Raw genomic sequence first — 14426 nt, 5'->3', positions numbered from 1 at the left:
ATGATGCCTCACATTGTGCGCACCCCAGCGGGCGCGGAAATCGGTGCTGCGGGTGGACAACTCGCCGATCAGGTCGTGAAGCTCTTTATTGTGTGGATCCCGTCCTGCCTCAGTGCGCAGGATCGCCACCGTCACATCGGCAAACATGTCCCAGTCCGGGTAGAAGTCGTGGGCTCTTTCATCAAGGAACGTGAACCGGGCGATGTTCGGCGGCTGGCCTTGGATCCTTCCTGGCATGTCGTAAATATCTTGATAGAACGCCCTCGCGAGGATGTTGGCCGCGAGAATATCCATACGCCCGTTACGCACGAACGCTGGGCCGCCTGAAACTGCGTCAAGCATCCATTGAAGGCTTGGGTGAGGTTTCCAACTTTTAGGATTCCGTCGTCGAGGTGGTCGAGCAACCGGGCTGGCGGCATGGGCAAGATCGAACAGATGGGCCCGCTCTGAATCATCCAGCAGCAGCGCCTTGGCTAAGGCGTCAAGGATTTCAGGGGATGCGCCGCTGATCGACCCGCGTTCGAGCTTGGTGTAATACTCAACGCTCACTCCTGCCAGAGTCGCAACCTCGGTACGGCGCAGGCCTTTGACCCTTCTGTTTGTACCAGCGGGCAGGCCGACCTCATCCGGGGTGACTCTTGCCCGGCGAGACGTGAGAAACTCGCGGACTTCTGCTCGATTATCCATAGTTCAACGGTACGTGAGCCCCCACAGCTAAGAGAGGTACTATCAGTACCCCTTTTCTCTAGGACTCCCTCACAAGGATGAGCCAGCGGAGTATTGATAAGTGTCAACAGCACGACGCACTACAACGGCTTCTCTGTCATTCGACAGGCCACAGGAGCCACGGGCCTAACCGAAAGAGAACCCACGATGCGCGGTGTCATCATGCACGCCCCCGGAGACGTCCGAGTTGAGCAACGACCGGACCCAGTTATTGAAGAACCTACCGACGCGGTCATCCGTGTGACCGCGAGTTGTATCTGCGGCTCGGATTTATGGCCATACCGTGGTGCGGAGCCAGCAGACAATATCCCCATGGGACACAAATACGTGGGCGTTGTGGAGCAGATCGGCGCTGCTATCGAAGACATCCAGGTCGGTGACTATGTCGTCGGTTCCTTTGTGGCCTCTGACAACACCTGTGAAATCTGCCAGGCAGGATTTCAATCCCGATGCCAACACCAGGTGATGATGGGAGCCATCGGCACCCAGGCCGAAAAGGCTCGCATCCCTTTGGCTGACGGCACCTTGGTCAAGGTACCAGGCGTCCCGACTGATGCACAGGCCAAAAGCCTCTTAGCTGCTTCTGATGTTCTGGGCACTGGTTGGTTTGCCGCTGTTGCGGCGGCCGCCGGACCAGAAAAAACCGTTGCCGTGGTGGGCGACGGGGCCGTGGGACTGTTAGGTATCCTGGCCGCCAAGCGCCTCGGCGCTGACCGAGTCATCGCATTCTCCCGGCATGCTGACCGTCAAGCGCTAGCGCGAAAGTTCGGCGCTGACGAAATCATCGAAGAACGCGGAGAAGCTGGCATCGCCCGAATTAAGGAACTCACCAACGGTTACGGGGCCCACAGCACAATTGAGGCAGTAGGTACCCAAGAATCCATGTTGCAGGCCATTGGCTCAACGCGCCCCGGCGGACATGTCGGGTATGTCGGCGTTTCCCACGGGGTGAACCTCGACGGGCTTGACCTGTTCTTCGCCACCGTGAATCTACTAGGCGGACCCGCACCAGTGCGCCGCTTCCTGCCGGAGCTCATTGACCTGATCATGACCGACCAGATCGACCCGGGCCTCGTCTTCGACCTCGAACTTCCCCTCGAAGAAGCAGCCAAGGGGTATCAGGCTATGGATGAACGCCGCGCTACCAAGGTCCTGCTCACAATCTAATCCAATTGCCGAGCGCCCCGCAGGTCTTTGCGGGGCGCTTCCTCATGCCACCCCATGAAAGAACTAACTATGAACACCTCTGAACTGCCCCGCAAGGTCGGTCCGCTGCTCGCAACACTCCTGCTGCTGCTGACTGTTTTCGGTCCGATCTCGATGGATCTCTACCTTCCGGTGCTCCCAGCACTGACTACTGATCTTGGGACCGTCACCTCAATGGCCCAACTCACCCTCACCTCGTGCCTCATCGGGCTAGCGGTTGGTCAGATTATTGCTGGCCCCATTTCTGACCGCTACGGGCGCATGCGCCCGCTGCTGGTCGGCCTCGTAGCGTATATTGCTGCATCAGTGCTCTGCGCGCTAAGTCCAAGTGTGGAAACCCTGATCTTTGCCCGCCTGATACAAGGTCTTGCCGGATCAGTGGGCATTGTCATCGCCCAGGCAGCCGGACGCGACGTCTACGAAGGCGGGGCACTGATCCGCTTCTACGGACGAGTCACCGTCATCGGCGGACTCGCAGCAATCGTCGGCCCGGTCATCGGCGGCCAGCTCGCTCAAATACTCGACTGGCGTGGAATCTTCCTCTTCCTCGCCGGACTCGGCGTCCTGATCATGGCAGCAACATTGCTGATTTACCGAGAGACACTGCCGAAGAAACTACGCAGTACCGGGGGAGCTAAACAATCGGGCAACGACTTCCGAAAACTCTTCACTGATCGCGTCTTCATCGGTGCCGTATTGATCTGCGGGCTAACCCATGCGGCCCTGTTCGCCTATCTGGCCGGAGCAACATACATCCTTCAAGACGGATACGGCCTCTCCCCGCAAGGCTACGCGTTAGCATTCGGTGCGAACTCCGCCGGCTACATGATCTTCGGAGCCATCGCTGGACGTACCGCCGATCGCTGGTCCGAACGGGGAACCCTTGCCGTAGGTGTCACCATGACCGGGGTCGGTGCAGTAGGACTGCTCGCGACCGGGCTCTGGTCACTGCCTTTGCCGGTGATCCTCGGCTCACTCTTCGTCATGGCCTCAGGCGTCGCCTTTGCCGCGCCTCCTTCGGCGTCGCTGGCACTAGCCGGCTACCCGGAACTAGCCGGTACTGCTTCTTCGGTACTCGGTCTGTCCCGATTCGGACTCGGGGCGATCGCAGCACCGCTTGTTGGCATTGCAGGACCTTCTACCGTGACACCACTGGGCATTATCACGGTTCTGTGCGTCGTTCTGTCGGCCCTCTGCCTCGCCATGGTTAGGTCGCAATCTTCAGTACTTCAGAGAGTGAATGCACACTAACCAGAGCCACTGCAGTACACCCCAGTGTTTCCTTTTCTAAAACGACCGTAATTGATATAGCAAAGTGGCTATTGTGAAACAAGCTGCGTTCACTATCTAGTGACAGCCGCACTGAGTTTTACCCGGGGCCATGCATTTTTAGAAACTTGTCGATTCCAACTGTCGTCCCAAGTGAATTGCTTGAATGATCGTCATCGCTGTGGAGATTCTGGATAGAAGCGTCATTTGATCTCAATCGATGACTACTGCCAGTTAACTTGCTTAAAGAAAGTTAGATGGTTATATTCAACGAAACAGTCCTGCTATCTCAGGAGTCTCATGAAAAATACAGCCGTGAGCCCGACCCACTCCGCCTGGATCGCCGGGGGTTCCTCAGCACTCCTCTGGGCCAGCGCATTCCCAGCAATTCGCATTGCAGCCCCGAATCTCGGCGTCTTTGGACTGACTACATCGCGATTGATCATCGCATCAGTGACGCTCCTAATCGTTGGTACGGTAACTCGAAAGATTCGACTTCCCCAACTTGCTGACCTTCCTCGGATTTTCGCCTGCGGTATTTGCGGAATGGCAGGTTACTTCCTACTGCTGAATTGGGGTGAACTCTTCGTCCCAGCAGGGACCGCCAGCATGATCGTTTCAGCTTCCCCGATCATCAGTATCATCATCGCCTGCATTTTTCTCGGTGAGTCCCTGACGAAATCAACCATCATCGGCAGTGTGATTGCAATTGCTGGTGTAAGTGTTGTTTGTTTGTCGCGATCAGGAATCGATTTATCCTCCGCGGTATGGATCATTGTGGCCGCTTCAACGCTCTTGGGAATCTACCACCCGCTGGCGAAGCCTCTTCTAAAAAAGTACACCGGGCTAGAAGTAGCAACGTACGCAACGGTGAGTGCATCCCTGTTGACTCTGCCATTTCTTCCAATAGCTTGGCCGCACCTAATAAGTGCTCCTACTGAATCGTGGGCCGCCGCCCTGTATCTAGGCGTTTTTCCCTCAGCATTCGGATACGCGCTGTGGGGTTTCGCCCTTGCACGTCTAAGCACTGCAACTTCAACATCCCTCTTGTATTTCGTACCAGTAATCGCTGTCGTTATCGGATACCTTTGGCTCAATGAAGTCCCACTTCTCACTGAAATCCTCGGCGGCTCGCTGGCTGTAATAGGTGTGGTGTTCATGAACGCCTTTCGAACACCCCGCGAACCCTCAACACAAAACCGTAAAGTCCGGCAAACCTAGGTACATCCACTGCAAGACGGAAGGAAAAAGCCATGCCACTACGTTCAGACTGGTCCCAAAGACCATGCCCCATCGCTCGCGGAATCAATGAAATCGGCGACCCGTGGACACTGCTCATTCTTCGTGAACTGCTTTCAGGCATTTATCGCTTCGATGAGATTCGAGAAAATACAGAGGCCGCGGAAAACATTCTGTCTGCTCGACTAAAGGCTCTGATCGCTAAAGGACTAGCGGTACAACAGCCTTACTCTGAAGGCAGACGGACGCGCTTTGAGTACCGACCAACTCAGGCTGCACTTGATGCCCTGCCAGTCCTCCATGCCTTCGCCCTTTGGGCCGAAAAGAACACGCCCAGCGATACTCCCGATCGGGCTCTAACAATCGTCTGTCGAGAATGTCATGAACGCAGCGTCACAGGAGAATCCTGCAGCTCTTGCAACACGCACTTCACCACAGAAAATGTTTCTTGGATTCGCCCAATCTACGCCAACCACATCCCTAGACCACTAAGCGGAGCCTCATGAAATCTCTCCAAACGACACTCACCGAACAAGGTCTCTGCTTCGTTGACGTGGCCGATCACCCCCAGCACTTGTCACCTACGACGTATTCCTCCCTGATGGAAGCGGGCCTTAATGCGCTCGTCACGCCTATTCAAGAACAAGATTCTGACACGGCTACGTTCTTTCAACGTTTCCAGTTGGAGCCGCATTTAGGCGCAAATTGTGTCATTGTCGAAGGACAACGTGGAGAAACACGTCGACTCGCTGCATGCATTACTTTGAGTGCTGATCGTATTGATCTCAATGGCGCCGTCCGCAAGTCACTCGATGCCAGGAAAGTCAAAATGGCTCCGCCAGAGGTGCTAATTCAGCTGGACATGGAGTCCGGCGGGGTGTCGCCCTTCGGGCTCCCTGCTGAGTGGACACTCCTGGTAGATCCTGCGGTATCCCAGGCAGAAGAACTCATTGTCGGCAGCGGTATTCGAACATCAAAGCTACTAGTGAGCGGTTACAGTCTCAGTCAAATACCAGGCGCAAAGACCTGTGCAATAACCAGACAGTGATCTTGCATAGTCTGTGGTTCGTGCCAAAACTGACCCGCTCAAGAGCCACCCCGACTCTTGTTGAAATATGGCTCCCGATACTGGACACAATACCTGCACATTTTAGAATGTCTCGAAACGTCTTACTCGATGATGAGCATTTCGTGATTCGTCAGGTTCGCTAACGTGCGTACATCAACCGATCCCGGTTCCGCTGACCAGAGAACCAATTGTTGCCTTTGGGCTCCAGCATAGGTAAAGGAATCCCAGTTCAATCTAATTCGCCCTGCCACAGGGTGAATCATGACCTTCGAACCGAAATCCTGATCTGCAACCCGATGCTCAGCCCACCACCTACGGAAATCATCACTGGCAATGGACAGGCGACCGACAAGAGCCGCAAGCTGCGGATCATCAGGGTTGAGGGCTGCTTCACGACGGAGAATACCTACACAAGTCCGCGCGACACTTGTCCAATCCTCGTAGAGTTCTCGCATGTCCTGACTGGTGAAAATCAATGAAACGTAGTTACGTTCCGCGACGGGGAATCGAGAAAAGTCAGTGATCAGGGCAGCCGCGAGATCATTCCATGCCAAGACATCCATGCGTGCCCCCAGGACGAGGGCTGGAATATTGACTAGCTGATCCAGTAATAACTGAAGTCTGTCATGTGCCGCTTCACGGCCCGGCACTGCCGTTGAAAAACCACGAGCTCGGTTCAACAGATCCTCAACATAGGCTCGTTGCTCCGAGGTCAACGACAATGCCCGGCTGATCGCGTCGAGCACCTGCTCCGACGGAGCCAGTCTTCCCTGTTCCACACGCGTGTAATAGTCAGTACTCACACTCGCGAGCTGCGCCACTTCTTCACGTCTCAACCCAGGAACACGCCGACGGGTGGCAGTGCTCACCACATGACCAGGAAGGCTCTCAGGTGAAGCCTCTGCACGTCGAGCACGCAGAAAATCGCCGAGAGTACGCAACTGAGCCGAGTCATCCATACATACAAGACTAGAGTCCAAACACTCACGCCCGCATGGGATAGATCATTCCTAGGTTAACTCTTTGACTGTTTACGCAGCTGATTCACGAGCAAAGTTAATGACACAACAGGAACAAAACGCTTCCTAGACAGCTAGTAAGGAGTAGTTATGACCGCTGGAACTATTGAGCACGTCCGCTTCCAAAACAAAGACATGTATTGGGAAATTGCCGCCGACATTTATTTCCCGAAGAACCTTGATGCATCCAACACGTACCCGACCATCGTCGCAGCCCACCCAATCGGCAGCTGCAAGGAGCAGACATCCGGCAACATCTACGGTGCGGCTTTGTCCGAGGCCGGTTTCGTCGTCATCGCCTTCGATGCAAGCTTCCAAGGAGCCAGCGGCGGGTTGCCTCGCTTCTTGGAGAACCCGCATCAGCGCGTTGAAGATTTCAGCCGTGTCGTGGACTACGCGGTCACGCTGCCCTATGTCGATGCTGAACGTATTGGTGTTCTCGGAGTCTGCGGTGGCGGTGGATACACCTGGGCTGCTGCCAAAACCGAAAAACGGTTTAAGGCCGTTGTGTCGATTACCGGTGCGAACTTCGGCAATCTGCAGCGTAGCATGGCAGCCATGAACGGCGGAATCGCAGCAGCGCTGAAGGGTATCGCACAGCAACGTACCGCAGAAGCTCGCGGTGCTGAAAGCGTGACGAACGCTTTCCTTCCGGAAACTGCCGAAGCTGCTGAAGCCACCGGCGATATCGATATTATCGAGGCTTTCGACTACTACCGCACTTCTCGGGGCCAGGCAGATAACGGTTGCGTCCTGTTCGAAGCAGCTCACAGTTCAACCGTTCTCGGTTGGGATGCCTTAGACCATGCCGAAGAGCTACTCGATCAGCCGCTACTGATTGTCATAGGTGACAAGGACAAGCAGGGGGCATTCGGTGCCTACCGTGACGGGCACACCGCCTACGAAAAGGCCGCCTCAACGGACAAGACCTTGCTGGAAATTCCGGGTGCTTCGCACTATGACCTCTACGATCGTCCTAACGGCGCAGGTGAGGCTCTGAGGAGCGTCATTCCGTTCTTCCAAGAAAAGCTCTAACGTGGGCCCAAGAGTCGTTGAGGCTATGGGCTGCATGAAGTAACTACTTTGCGTTGATAGAGAACAACATTCATATCAATCCGACGCGAACGAACGAACAAGGCCGATCGTTCGCGTCGGAGTCGAAACTTCACAACGATCGGTGCCGTTTGCTTCATCTACGCAACGCAACGGCTACGTCCGGCTGCTCCCCGAACTAGCGTGAGGGAAAATCTCGGCGAGAAGACTCTTTATTCACTTAATATCTATTCATGTCTCATGTAAAACTTCTGAAATTGTGACGCTAAGGTGTCGCTGTTGTCGTTTGGTGAGGTTATCCAACTATTGATTCTCGCTCGATCAGGGGCATGTAAATCATGGATTCCTCTAAAATCTCCGCCTCCTCCAATAAAAGAGCAACCGCACGGCTACCCATCTCTTCGTAAGGAAGGCGCATAGTCGTCAGGCCAGGGCGCAGGTAGTCAGCTATATCTTCGTCATCGAACGAAAGAACGGAGATGTCCTTGCCCGGTTCTAAATTCTTTTCCATCAAGGCTTGGTAGACGCCCATTGCCACTCGGTCATTAGCGCAAATAATGGCATCTGGCTTCAGCTCAGATTCCAATAGGCGGGCCGTCGCCTTGTATCCATCATCGGGATTCCATTCTTCGAGAAGCCACTCACCGATAATTTCAATGTTCGAGTCTTTAAGCCCTTGATAGATGGCGTTCATTCGGCGCGTAATGCTGGGGTAGCTTGCCGGTTCTTTTTGAGCGCTTTGAAGATGGCCTATCACCGCCACGTTTCGCACTCCCGACTCGACGATACGCTTTACAGCTCGCTCCCCGGCGTCTGCCTCGTCAGGCATAACACTTAGGCCGATTGCAGGGTCCAGACTATTAACGAGAACAACAGGAAGTCCACCGAAATCTACAGATAGATTGCGGGCACGCGAATCCATAAATCCTAGGATAAGGCCGTCAACTTCACGATGCCGCAGTTGTTCTACTGCTTTGCCCAAACCGAGCTCTGAGCCGAAAGTTTCAGAAATTAGCACCGTATGTCCGAGCCGGTCTGCGGTGCGTAGAATCCCTGTGATCATTCCCGATGCATAGCGCGTTACTGTGACATTGTCCGAGATGAATCCCAGAGTTTTCGTCTTTCCTAGTCGGAGTGACTGAGCAGCCGGGTTGGCTCTATAACCTAATTCGGCGGCCACCTGTTTAACCTTATGAGACGTTTCTTCGGATAGGCGAGAGCCTGGTTTGTCGTTGAGGATCAAACTGACGGCAGCATTCGATACACCAGCGGCGCGTGCAACATCTGCCAATGTCACTCGCTTCGGTTTTTGCGTAGTCATGGTTCCTTCTGCTGTAGCTCTCGACGTTTAATTCGACCCTAACCCATTGCCAAGCCATATCTTTGACTGTTATCTTTCTTGCTAAAAGCTTTTAGCAACTCCGATACGAAAGCTGGCAGCGCCGCCCATGACCTCACTAGCTGGTTTCCCTCGCCCCGAGCGCCATTTCACCCCGAAAAGCAATTGGATCAATGATCCCAACGGTCTCTTCTTCGACGGACTGAACTATCACCTCTACTTCCAGCACAATCCCCACGGAATCGACCACGGAAATATGTCTTGGGGGCATGCCTTGAGCACCGATCTAGTACACTGGGGCGAACAACCCATCGCCATCATGCATGACGAAGCGGCAGACATTTTTTCCGGTTCCATCGTGGTAGACGAGAGCAATACCAGCGGACTCGGCGATGGAATCAACGCCCCCGTGGTCGCGCTCTACACCGCAGCCGCCACCGATGAAAGCAATCAGGCCCAGGCGCTGGCCTACTCCCTCGACGGCGGAACGACCTTCACGAAATATCAGGGGAACCCGGTCCTCGACCGAGGATCCAAGAACTTTCGCGACCCCAAGGTCTTCCGCTACGGCTCCGGCGAATCTGCCTGCTGGGTGATGGTGACAGTAGAAGCCGAAGAGCGCAAGGTCCTCATCTACCAGTCGACGAACCTCATCGACTGGGAGTTCGCCTCAGAGTTCGGCCCGCAGGCCGCAGTAGACGGCGTCTGGGAATGCCCCGACCTGTTCCCTCTTCAGGTTGAAAACAGCGACAAGGTCCGATGGATACTGCTGGTTTCCCTGAACCCAGGTGGTGTCGCCGGTGGCTCAGGAACCCAGTACTTCATCGGCGACTTCAACGGGGCGACCTTCACCCCCCAGAGCCGCAAAGAACAATGGCACAGCGAAATCTTCAGCCAGATCGGCCAAGATAACTGGCTTGACTGGGGCCGCGACTTCTACGCGGGTGTCACGTTCTTCGGCCTGCCCGAAGAGAGGAAGACCCTGATCGCATGGATGAGCAACTGGGACTACGCCCGCGAACTTCCACATCGAGGATGGCGTGGCTCCATGAGCACCGCCCGACAGCTATCACTCATAGAAACCGAACAGGGGTTACAGGTTCGCCAGCAGTTCCTCGGTACTTCGCTGGAAAATCCTCAAGCTTTCTCCTTCACGGATGCTGAAACCGAGATTGATATTGCCGGCCCGACCTTGCTGAATGCATCCATTGTCAACAACGCGGCAGGGCCGATTCGCCTGGGGCTGCGCCGCAACGACGGTTCGCTAATCAGCGAAGTGACCATCAGCCAGCAGTGGCTGCTGCACCGCCGCGAGGCCGGGATCACCAAACACGAACTGTACCCCTCGGTTCAGCGTATGCCGTTGCCGGTGTCCACCGACGACTCGCTGCAGCTGCAGATCCTGCTGGACCACGGTTCGATTGAAATCCTCGCCGCCAACGGCCTGCGTTCGTTGACCGACCAGCTCGTCGGCGAAGCCGTGCCTTCCTACCTCAGCATCAGCTGCGCAAGCGGAAGCACGATTGACATCACGCTCTTCGAGGCCTCTGAAAGTGAGAAGGACCTCACCGTATGAACAACGTGACTATCATGGGCGAAGCTCTCGTAGACGTCGTAGGCACCGTTGCGCACCCCGGAGGCTCGCCACTGAACGTAGCAGTAGGCCTGTCCCGACTGGGACATATGGTCACCTTCTCCACCGAACTCGGCGGCGACGACTACGGACAGCTCATCGGGCGGTACCTGGAGGAATCCGGCGTCCAGCTGGCCGCCGGAAGCATCACCGGGCGCCCGACCTCCACCGCCGTGGTGACCTTCGACGAAGAGGCCAACGCCGAATACTGCTTCGACATCCATCAGGATCTGCCGGCCGTGGATGCCGACGGCTCGGTTGCGCTGCTGCATTCTGGTTCCATTGCTTCATGGATCAGCCCCTCGCAACACCGTATTCTCGAAGCTTTCCGTGCTGCGGATGCCACGACGCTGCGCAGCTACGACCCCAACCTTCGGCCAGCCCTGGTCGAAGACCGCGATGCAGCTGTTGCTCAGATCGAAGCGCTGTGCGCGCAGAGCCACATCGTTAAGCTCAGCGACGTTGACGCCCAGTGGATCTACCCGGAGCTCTCCTTCGAAGAGGTCCTTGCAGACCTTGCCTCCTTGGGCCCGGCGTTAGTCGTCATAACTAAGGGCTCAGAGGGCTGTCTGGCCCGCTACGGCCAGCAGATTGTCGCGGTGAAGGCGCTGCCCACCACCGTGCACGACACCATCGGCGCCGGGGATGCCTTCATGTCTGGACTACTGCACGGAGTTCTGCTTTCTGCAGAGCTGTCCAGCGCCCTGCTGGCACGTGAAGAGCTAGAACAAAAATCCGTCTCCAACGCCTTGCACTACGCGCTCGCTTCCGCCGCACATACCGTCGCACAGGCCGGAGCCAACCCGCCATGGTCGCTCAGCCTCGACACCAATTCCAGCACTACTTCCCTCTAGCATTCGGAAAACGATGACTGATCTCAAAACCTCTCTAAAAAACCCGCCGTATCTTCAGAGTTCCCTCTCCATGCTGCTGTTCTTTGCCTCCTGGGGTATCTGGTGGTCCTTCTTCCAGATCTGGCTCACCAGCGAGACCTCAGGGCTAGGCCTGAACGGCGCCCAGGTGGGCACCGTCTACTCGGTGAACTCCCTGGCCACCTTGCTGTTGATGTTCCTCTACGGAGCGCTGCAGGACAAGCTGGGCATTAAGAAGCATCTGGCCATCGGCGTAGCGACAGTGACGGCCTTCACTGGGCCCTTCTGCCTCTGGATCTACCAGCCGCTGCTGCAGGACCACTTCATGCTCGGCGTCATTGCCGGCGCCGTAGTGTTGTCCGTCGGCTTTCTGGCTGGCGTGGGACTGCTCGAAGCGCTGACCGAACGCTTCAGCCGCCGCTTCAACTTTGAATACGGCCAGGCGCGTATGTGGGGCTCCTTCGGCTACGCAATTGTCGCCCTGGCTGCAGGCTTCCTCTTCACGATCAACCCGATGATCAACTTCTGGGTAGGCTCGGCCATCGGCCTAGTCCATCTGCTCATCCTCGTCCTGTGGAAGGCTGGCTCCAAGCAGCACGGCTTTGCCGAAGGCCAACTCAAAATGTCCGCAGCGAGTACTCCGGGTGTAAAGGAAATGCTCGGCTTGCTGAAGCTTCCAAGCCTCTGGTTAATCATCCTTTTCGTAATGTTCTCTTGGACCTTCTACACCGTCTTCGATCAGCAGATGTTCCCCGACTTCTACACCGGGCTGTTTGAGAGCCAGGAAACCGGCCAGCAGGTCTATGGAGTGCTGAACTCCGTCCAGGTCTTCGTGGAAGCCACCATGATGGGCATCGTTCCGCTGATCATGCGTCGAGTGGGCGTGCGTTCGGCGCTGCTGATCGGCGTAAGCATCATGTTCGTGCGCATTCTGGGCTGCGCCCTGGTGGATGATCCGATCCTCGTTTCGGCCATCAAGATGCTGCACGCCATCGAGACCCCGCTGTTCATCCTGCCGATTTTCCGCTACTTCACTCTGCACTTCAACCCGGCGCTCTCGGCCACCCTGTACATGGTCGGCTTCCAGGTATCCGCACAAATCGGCAACGTACTCCTGTCCACTCCACTAGGCATGCTCCACGACGGCCTGGGCTACAAGTTCACCTTCATGATCATTTCCGGCGTGGTCCTGCTAGCCGGGATCTACGGATTCTACACTTTGAAGAAGGACGACGAGCAGGTGGACGGAGATCCATTTATGCGAAATGTTGAACGAGCTGCCTCATGACTGAAAAGCTGACTCCATAAACATGCTGGGCAGTGAGATTCTCACTGCCCAGCATGTTTGAGTAACGACCTAGCCAAATTGGATGTAGCAGGGGCATTAAAAAGGGATACGCGCTAATTGCGTGCTCTTTGGGACGTCAATTCAAATACTGTATCGAAACCGGGGTAGCGAGCCTGGTGCCTTCAAATTCTCTTGGCGGGCCGGCTCCATGACCATGTTGCTGTGCTCCTTCCAGCCAGGTTCAAGAACCAGCACATTCTGGCTAGGCTTCGGCAATCGCAGAGCCGCAGACTTGAACCGTCGTGGCTTCCATTTCAGGAACGATCTCATCGTTAGTTCCACCCTTATTCCACATACCTGGTCGGCACGTCACGGTAGATGTAGGAACTGATCAAATAGCCATGGTCCTTCGTTTCCTGCAGCGTGAAATACAGCAGGCACGTCAGCCCAGGATCTTTGTCATCCATACCAGCACCACTCCAGACCCACTTCGCAGCCACAGTTCGTTCCAAGTCGTGCTCATGGCCAGCAGGAGGCTTCACGCTCGACGCGTTCTCGTCCTCATGAATTTCATCGTGTAACCGTACTGTTGGCACGCTGACCGCGTTCTCTGATGCCATCTCAGTCCACTCGGCAGACGGTGTACCTGGGCCTTGACGGTCCATGATCTTGTTCAGTTCGCCGGTGAAGTACTTGCTGGCACGCTGTTCCGCAGCCCGAGGTGAACCGTCTTCCGCAGGCGTCCACGTCGTCAGCACTTCAGCAGCCTCCAGCACCAGCGCGTCGGCGTCCTCCCCAGTAACAGATGGTGCAGCCGAGGCTACGGGTGTTTCTGTGGCGGCCACCTGGCCAGCATCCCGGGAGCCTTGCTGTCCCAGAAGGAGCACCACAACTGCAATGACCACAACGACCGCTAACAAGCCGCCAATGATCTTCAGAATCAGTGCCTTGCGCCGTGGATCAGGAAAGTTTCTCACCAGAGCACCTTTCTATGAGCTGCTGCATTTTGATCGAAGCCCGAGTCTCTGACCAACTAAAGGCTGTCTCCTGCAGCAAGTTGTCAGGCTTGATTTCATGCTTGTGTTCCAGCAAGAAGTCCTGCACTTGGTCAAACGTCGCAGGGATACTGCTGATGATTGGGTCATTGTCATATTTGATGCCGAAGCCGAAGCTGTCGATGAGCCATGTTTCCTCGGCCAGTTGGTCTTGGCATTCAGGTTTGGCGTATGAAAAACCATGGTCAGTGCTGAAATTTAGTGCTGGAGCAACCGTCGGGTGGCCGAAGAATAACTCGATATAGCTTTGTGAATATGGATCTTCATCACGCGGAAAAGACTCAGGAATTAACAGCAACGGTGGCCGCGGAGGTTCGAGCCTGGTGTGCACGGCAGAATGTAAGCCAGCGTTCCCTGGCTAAAGTTCTCGGAATTTCGCAGAGTTCAATGTCCTACCGCTACTCAGGGAGGACGCCATTTACATTCGGTGAACTCATGGCCATCGCCAGCATTTTAGGGATCACCCTTGGTCAGCTTCTTGGATCTGACCTGGTTAACGAGAAAGACCCCCAGCACATTGCTGAGGGTCTTGATCTGGTAGCGGTGCCGGGACTCGATCCCGGGACCTCACGATTATGAGTCGTGCGCTCTAACCAGCTGAGCTACACCGCCACAAGTGAGAAATCATCCAGTAGAAGCCAAGATAACTTCTCACTCA

At 55.6% G+C, this 14426-nt stretch carries 15 protein-coding genes and 1 tRNA gene; 10 read left to right on the top strand and 6 right to left on the bottom strand.

Annotation, left to right across the window (positions count from 1 at the left end):
• Nucleotides 1-687: helix-turn-helix domain-containing protein (locus AUR04nite_RS17400; protein WP_141367512.1), on the bottom strand; the 687-nt coding region annotated here is incomplete at its 3' end.
• A 186-nt stretch (nucleotides 688-873) separates the two neighbouring features.
• Here AUR04nite_RS17400 and AUR04nite_RS17395 point away from each other — a divergent pair.
• The 5 genes from AUR04nite_RS17395 to AUR04nite_RS17375 all read left to right on the top strand — a co-directional run bounded on the left by AUR04nite_RS17395 (nucleotide 874) and on the right by AUR04nite_RS17375 (nucleotide 5488).
• Nucleotides 874-1893 carry a zinc-dependent alcohol dehydrogenase family protein gene (locus tag AUR04nite_RS17395; protein ID WP_141367510.1) on the top strand — a complete coding sequence of 340 codons (1020 nt, stop codon included), beginning with the start codon at nucleotides 874-876 and terminating at the stop codon, nucleotides 1891-1893.
• Between the two features lie 69 nt (nucleotides 1894-1962).
• On the top strand, nucleotides 1963-3183 hold the full coding sequence (locus tag AUR04nite_RS17390) for a multidrug effflux MFS transporter (RefSeq protein ID WP_141367508.1): 1221 nt from the start codon (nucleotides 1963-1965) through the stop codon (nucleotides 3181-3183).
• Between the two features lie 318 nt (nucleotides 3184-3501).
• Nucleotides 3502-4422 carry a DMT family transporter gene (locus AUR04nite_RS17385; protein WP_141367506.1) on the top strand — a complete coding sequence of 307 codons (921 nt, stop codon included), beginning with the start codon at nucleotides 3502-3504 and terminating at the stop codon, nucleotides 4420-4422.
• Between the two features lie 32 nt (nucleotides 4423-4454).
• Nucleotides 4455-4946 carry a winged helix-turn-helix transcriptional regulator gene (locus AUR04nite_RS18570; RefSeq protein ID WP_141367504.1) on the top strand — a complete coding sequence of 164 codons (492 nt, stop codon included), beginning with the start codon at nucleotides 4455-4457 and terminating at the stop codon, nucleotides 4944-4946.
• The gene (locus tag AUR04nite_RS17375; protein ID WP_141367502.1) at nucleotides 4943-5488 is read left to right on the top strand and encodes a YbaK/EbsC family protein; all 546 of its coding nucleotides are present in this window, start codon (nucleotides 4943-4945) and stop codon (nucleotides 5486-5488) included. Before AUR04nite_RS18570 ends, AUR04nite_RS17375 begins: the two co-directional genes overlap by 4 nt.
• A gap of 122 nt (nucleotides 5489-5610) precedes the next feature.
• Here the strand turns inward: AUR04nite_RS17375 and AUR04nite_RS17370 are convergent, their stop codons facing one another.
• Entirely contained in the window at nucleotides 5611-6468 is an 858-nt protein-coding gene (locus AUR04nite_RS17370; protein ID WP_141367500.1) for a helix-turn-helix domain-containing protein, read from the bottom strand.
• A gap of 150 nt (nucleotides 6469-6618) precedes the next feature.
• Here AUR04nite_RS17370 and AUR04nite_RS17365 point away from each other — a divergent pair, with 150 nt between their 5' ends.
• Entirely contained in the window at nucleotides 6619-7563 is a 945-nt protein-coding gene (locus AUR04nite_RS17365) for an alpha/beta hydrolase (protein WP_141367498.1), read from the top strand.
• A 313-nt stretch (nucleotides 7564-7876) separates the two neighbouring features.
• Here AUR04nite_RS17365 and AUR04nite_RS17360 read toward each other — a convergent pair whose 3' ends face one another.
• The gene (locus AUR04nite_RS17360; protein WP_141367496.1) at nucleotides 7877-8902 is read right to left on the bottom strand and encodes a LacI family DNA-binding transcriptional regulator; all 1026 of its coding nucleotides are present in this window, start codon (nucleotides 8900-8902) and stop codon (nucleotides 7877-7879) included.
• Nucleotides 8903-9029: 127 nt separating this feature from the next.
• Here AUR04nite_RS17360 and AUR04nite_RS17355 point away from each other — a divergent pair, with 127 nt between their 5' ends.
• Genes AUR04nite_RS17355 through AUR04nite_RS17345 form a run of 3 tightly spaced genes read left to right on the top strand, consistent with a single transcriptional unit; the run spans nucleotide 9030 to nucleotide 12713 of the window.
• Nucleotides 9030-10496: a glycoside hydrolase family 32 protein gene (locus AUR04nite_RS17355; protein ID WP_141367494.1), complete on the top strand. Its 1467-nt coding sequence runs from the start codon at nucleotides 9030-9032 to the stop codon at nucleotides 10494-10496.
• Nucleotides 10493-11407 carry a carbohydrate kinase family protein gene (locus AUR04nite_RS17350; protein ID WP_141367492.1) on the top strand — a complete coding sequence of 305 codons (915 nt, stop codon included), beginning with the start codon at nucleotides 10493-10495 and terminating at the stop codon, nucleotides 11405-11407. Before AUR04nite_RS17355 ends, AUR04nite_RS17350 begins: the two co-directional genes overlap by 4 nt.
• A gap of 13 nt (nucleotides 11408-11420) precedes the next feature.
• Nucleotides 11421-12713, top strand: a complete 1293-nt coding sequence (locus AUR04nite_RS17345; RefSeq protein WP_141367490.1) for an MFS transporter — start codon at nucleotides 11421-11423, stop codon at nucleotides 12711-12713.
• 344 nt (nucleotides 12714-13057) lie between these two features.
• Here AUR04nite_RS17345 and AUR04nite_RS17340 read toward each other — a convergent pair whose 3' ends face one another.
• Nucleotides 13058-13690 (bottom strand): hypothetical protein, encoded by a 633-nt coding sequence (locus tag AUR04nite_RS17340; RefSeq protein ID WP_141367488.1) that lies wholly within the window; start codon nucleotides 13688-13690, stop codon nucleotides 13058-13060.
• Nucleotides 13674-14099: a hypothetical protein gene (locus AUR04nite_RS17335; RefSeq protein WP_141367486.1), complete on the bottom strand. Its 426-nt coding sequence runs from the start codon at nucleotides 14097-14099 to the stop codon at nucleotides 13674-13676. The genes AUR04nite_RS17340 and AUR04nite_RS17335 overlap by 17 nt, the downstream gene beginning before the upstream one ends.
• On the opposite strand from AUR04nite_RS17335, the gene AUR04nite_RS18565 reads away from it, so the two are divergent.
• Nucleotides 14024-14347: a helix-turn-helix domain-containing protein gene (locus AUR04nite_RS18565; RefSeq protein ID WP_141367514.1), complete on the top strand. Its 324-nt coding sequence runs from the start codon at nucleotides 14024-14026 to the stop codon at nucleotides 14345-14347. The two genes, AUR04nite_RS17335 and AUR04nite_RS18565, sit on opposite strands and share 76 nt — an antisense overlap.
• Here AUR04nite_RS18565 and AUR04nite_RS17325 read toward each other — a convergent pair.
• Nucleotides 14304-14380: transfer RNA gene (locus tag AUR04nite_RS17325), tRNA-Met, on the bottom strand. The two genes, AUR04nite_RS18565 and AUR04nite_RS17325, sit on opposite strands and share 44 nt — an antisense overlap.
• Nucleotides 14381-14426 lie beyond the last annotated feature (46 nt).

Origin of the sequence: Glutamicibacter uratoxydans (genome assembly GCF_006539925.1) — a bacterium.
In the GTDB taxonomy this organism is placed as follows: Bacteria; Actinomycetota; Actinomycetes; order Actinomycetales; family Micrococcaceae; genus Glutamicibacter; species Glutamicibacter uratoxydans.
The sequence above is the reverse complement of the archived record's forward strand: the minus strand, read 5'-3'. Positions and strand labels throughout refer to the sequence as shown.

What these genes read in the sequence shown, in the direction of transcription:
- AUR04nite_RS17395 (WP_141367510.1), top strand. Translation starts at nt 874, where the DNA reads ATGCGCGGTGTCATCATGCACGCCCCCGGAGACGTCCGAGTTGAGCAA.
- AUR04nite_RS17390 (WP_141367508.1), top strand. Translation starts at nt 1,963, where the DNA reads ATGAACACCTCTGAACTGCCCCGCAAGGTCGGTCCGCTGCTCGCAACA.
- AUR04nite_RS17385 (WP_141367506.1), top strand. Translation starts at nt 3,502, where the DNA reads ATGAAAAATACAGCCGTGAGCCCGACCCACTCCGCCTGGATCGCCGGG.
- AUR04nite_RS18570 (WP_141367504.1), top strand. Translation starts at nt 4,455, where the DNA reads ATGCCACTACGTTCAGACTGGTCCCAAAGACCATGCCCCATCGCTCGC.
- AUR04nite_RS17375 (WP_141367502.1), top strand. Translation starts at nt 4,943, where the DNA reads ATGAAATCTCTCCAAACGACACTCACCGAACAAGGTCTCTGCTTCGTT.
- AUR04nite_RS17370 (WP_141367500.1), bottom strand. Translation starts at nt 6,468, where the DNA reads ATGGATGACTCGGCTCAGTTGCGTACTCTCGGCGATTTTCTGCGTGCT.
- AUR04nite_RS17365 (WP_141367498.1), top strand. Translation starts at nt 6,619, where the DNA reads ATGACCGCTGGAACTATTGAGCACGTCCGCTTCCAAAACAAAGACATG.
- AUR04nite_RS17360 (WP_141367496.1), bottom strand. Translation starts at nt 8,902, where the DNA reads ATGACTACGCAAAAACCGAAGCGAGTGACATTGGCAGATGTTGCACGC.
- AUR04nite_RS17355 (WP_141367494.1), top strand. Translation starts at nt 9,030, where the DNA reads ATGACCTCACTAGCTGGTTTCCCTCGCCCCGAGCGCCATTTCACCCCG.
- AUR04nite_RS17350 (WP_141367492.1), top strand. Translation starts at nt 10,493, where the DNA reads ATGAACAACGTGACTATCATGGGCGAAGCTCTCGTAGACGTCGTAGGC.
- AUR04nite_RS17345 (WP_141367490.1), top strand. Translation starts at nt 11,421, where the DNA reads ATGACTGATCTCAAAACCTCTCTAAAAAACCCGCCGTATCTTCAGAGT.
- AUR04nite_RS18565 (WP_141367514.1), top strand. Translation starts at nt 14,024, where the DNA reads ATGGATCTTCATCACGCGGAAAAGACTCAGGAATTAACAGCAACGGTG.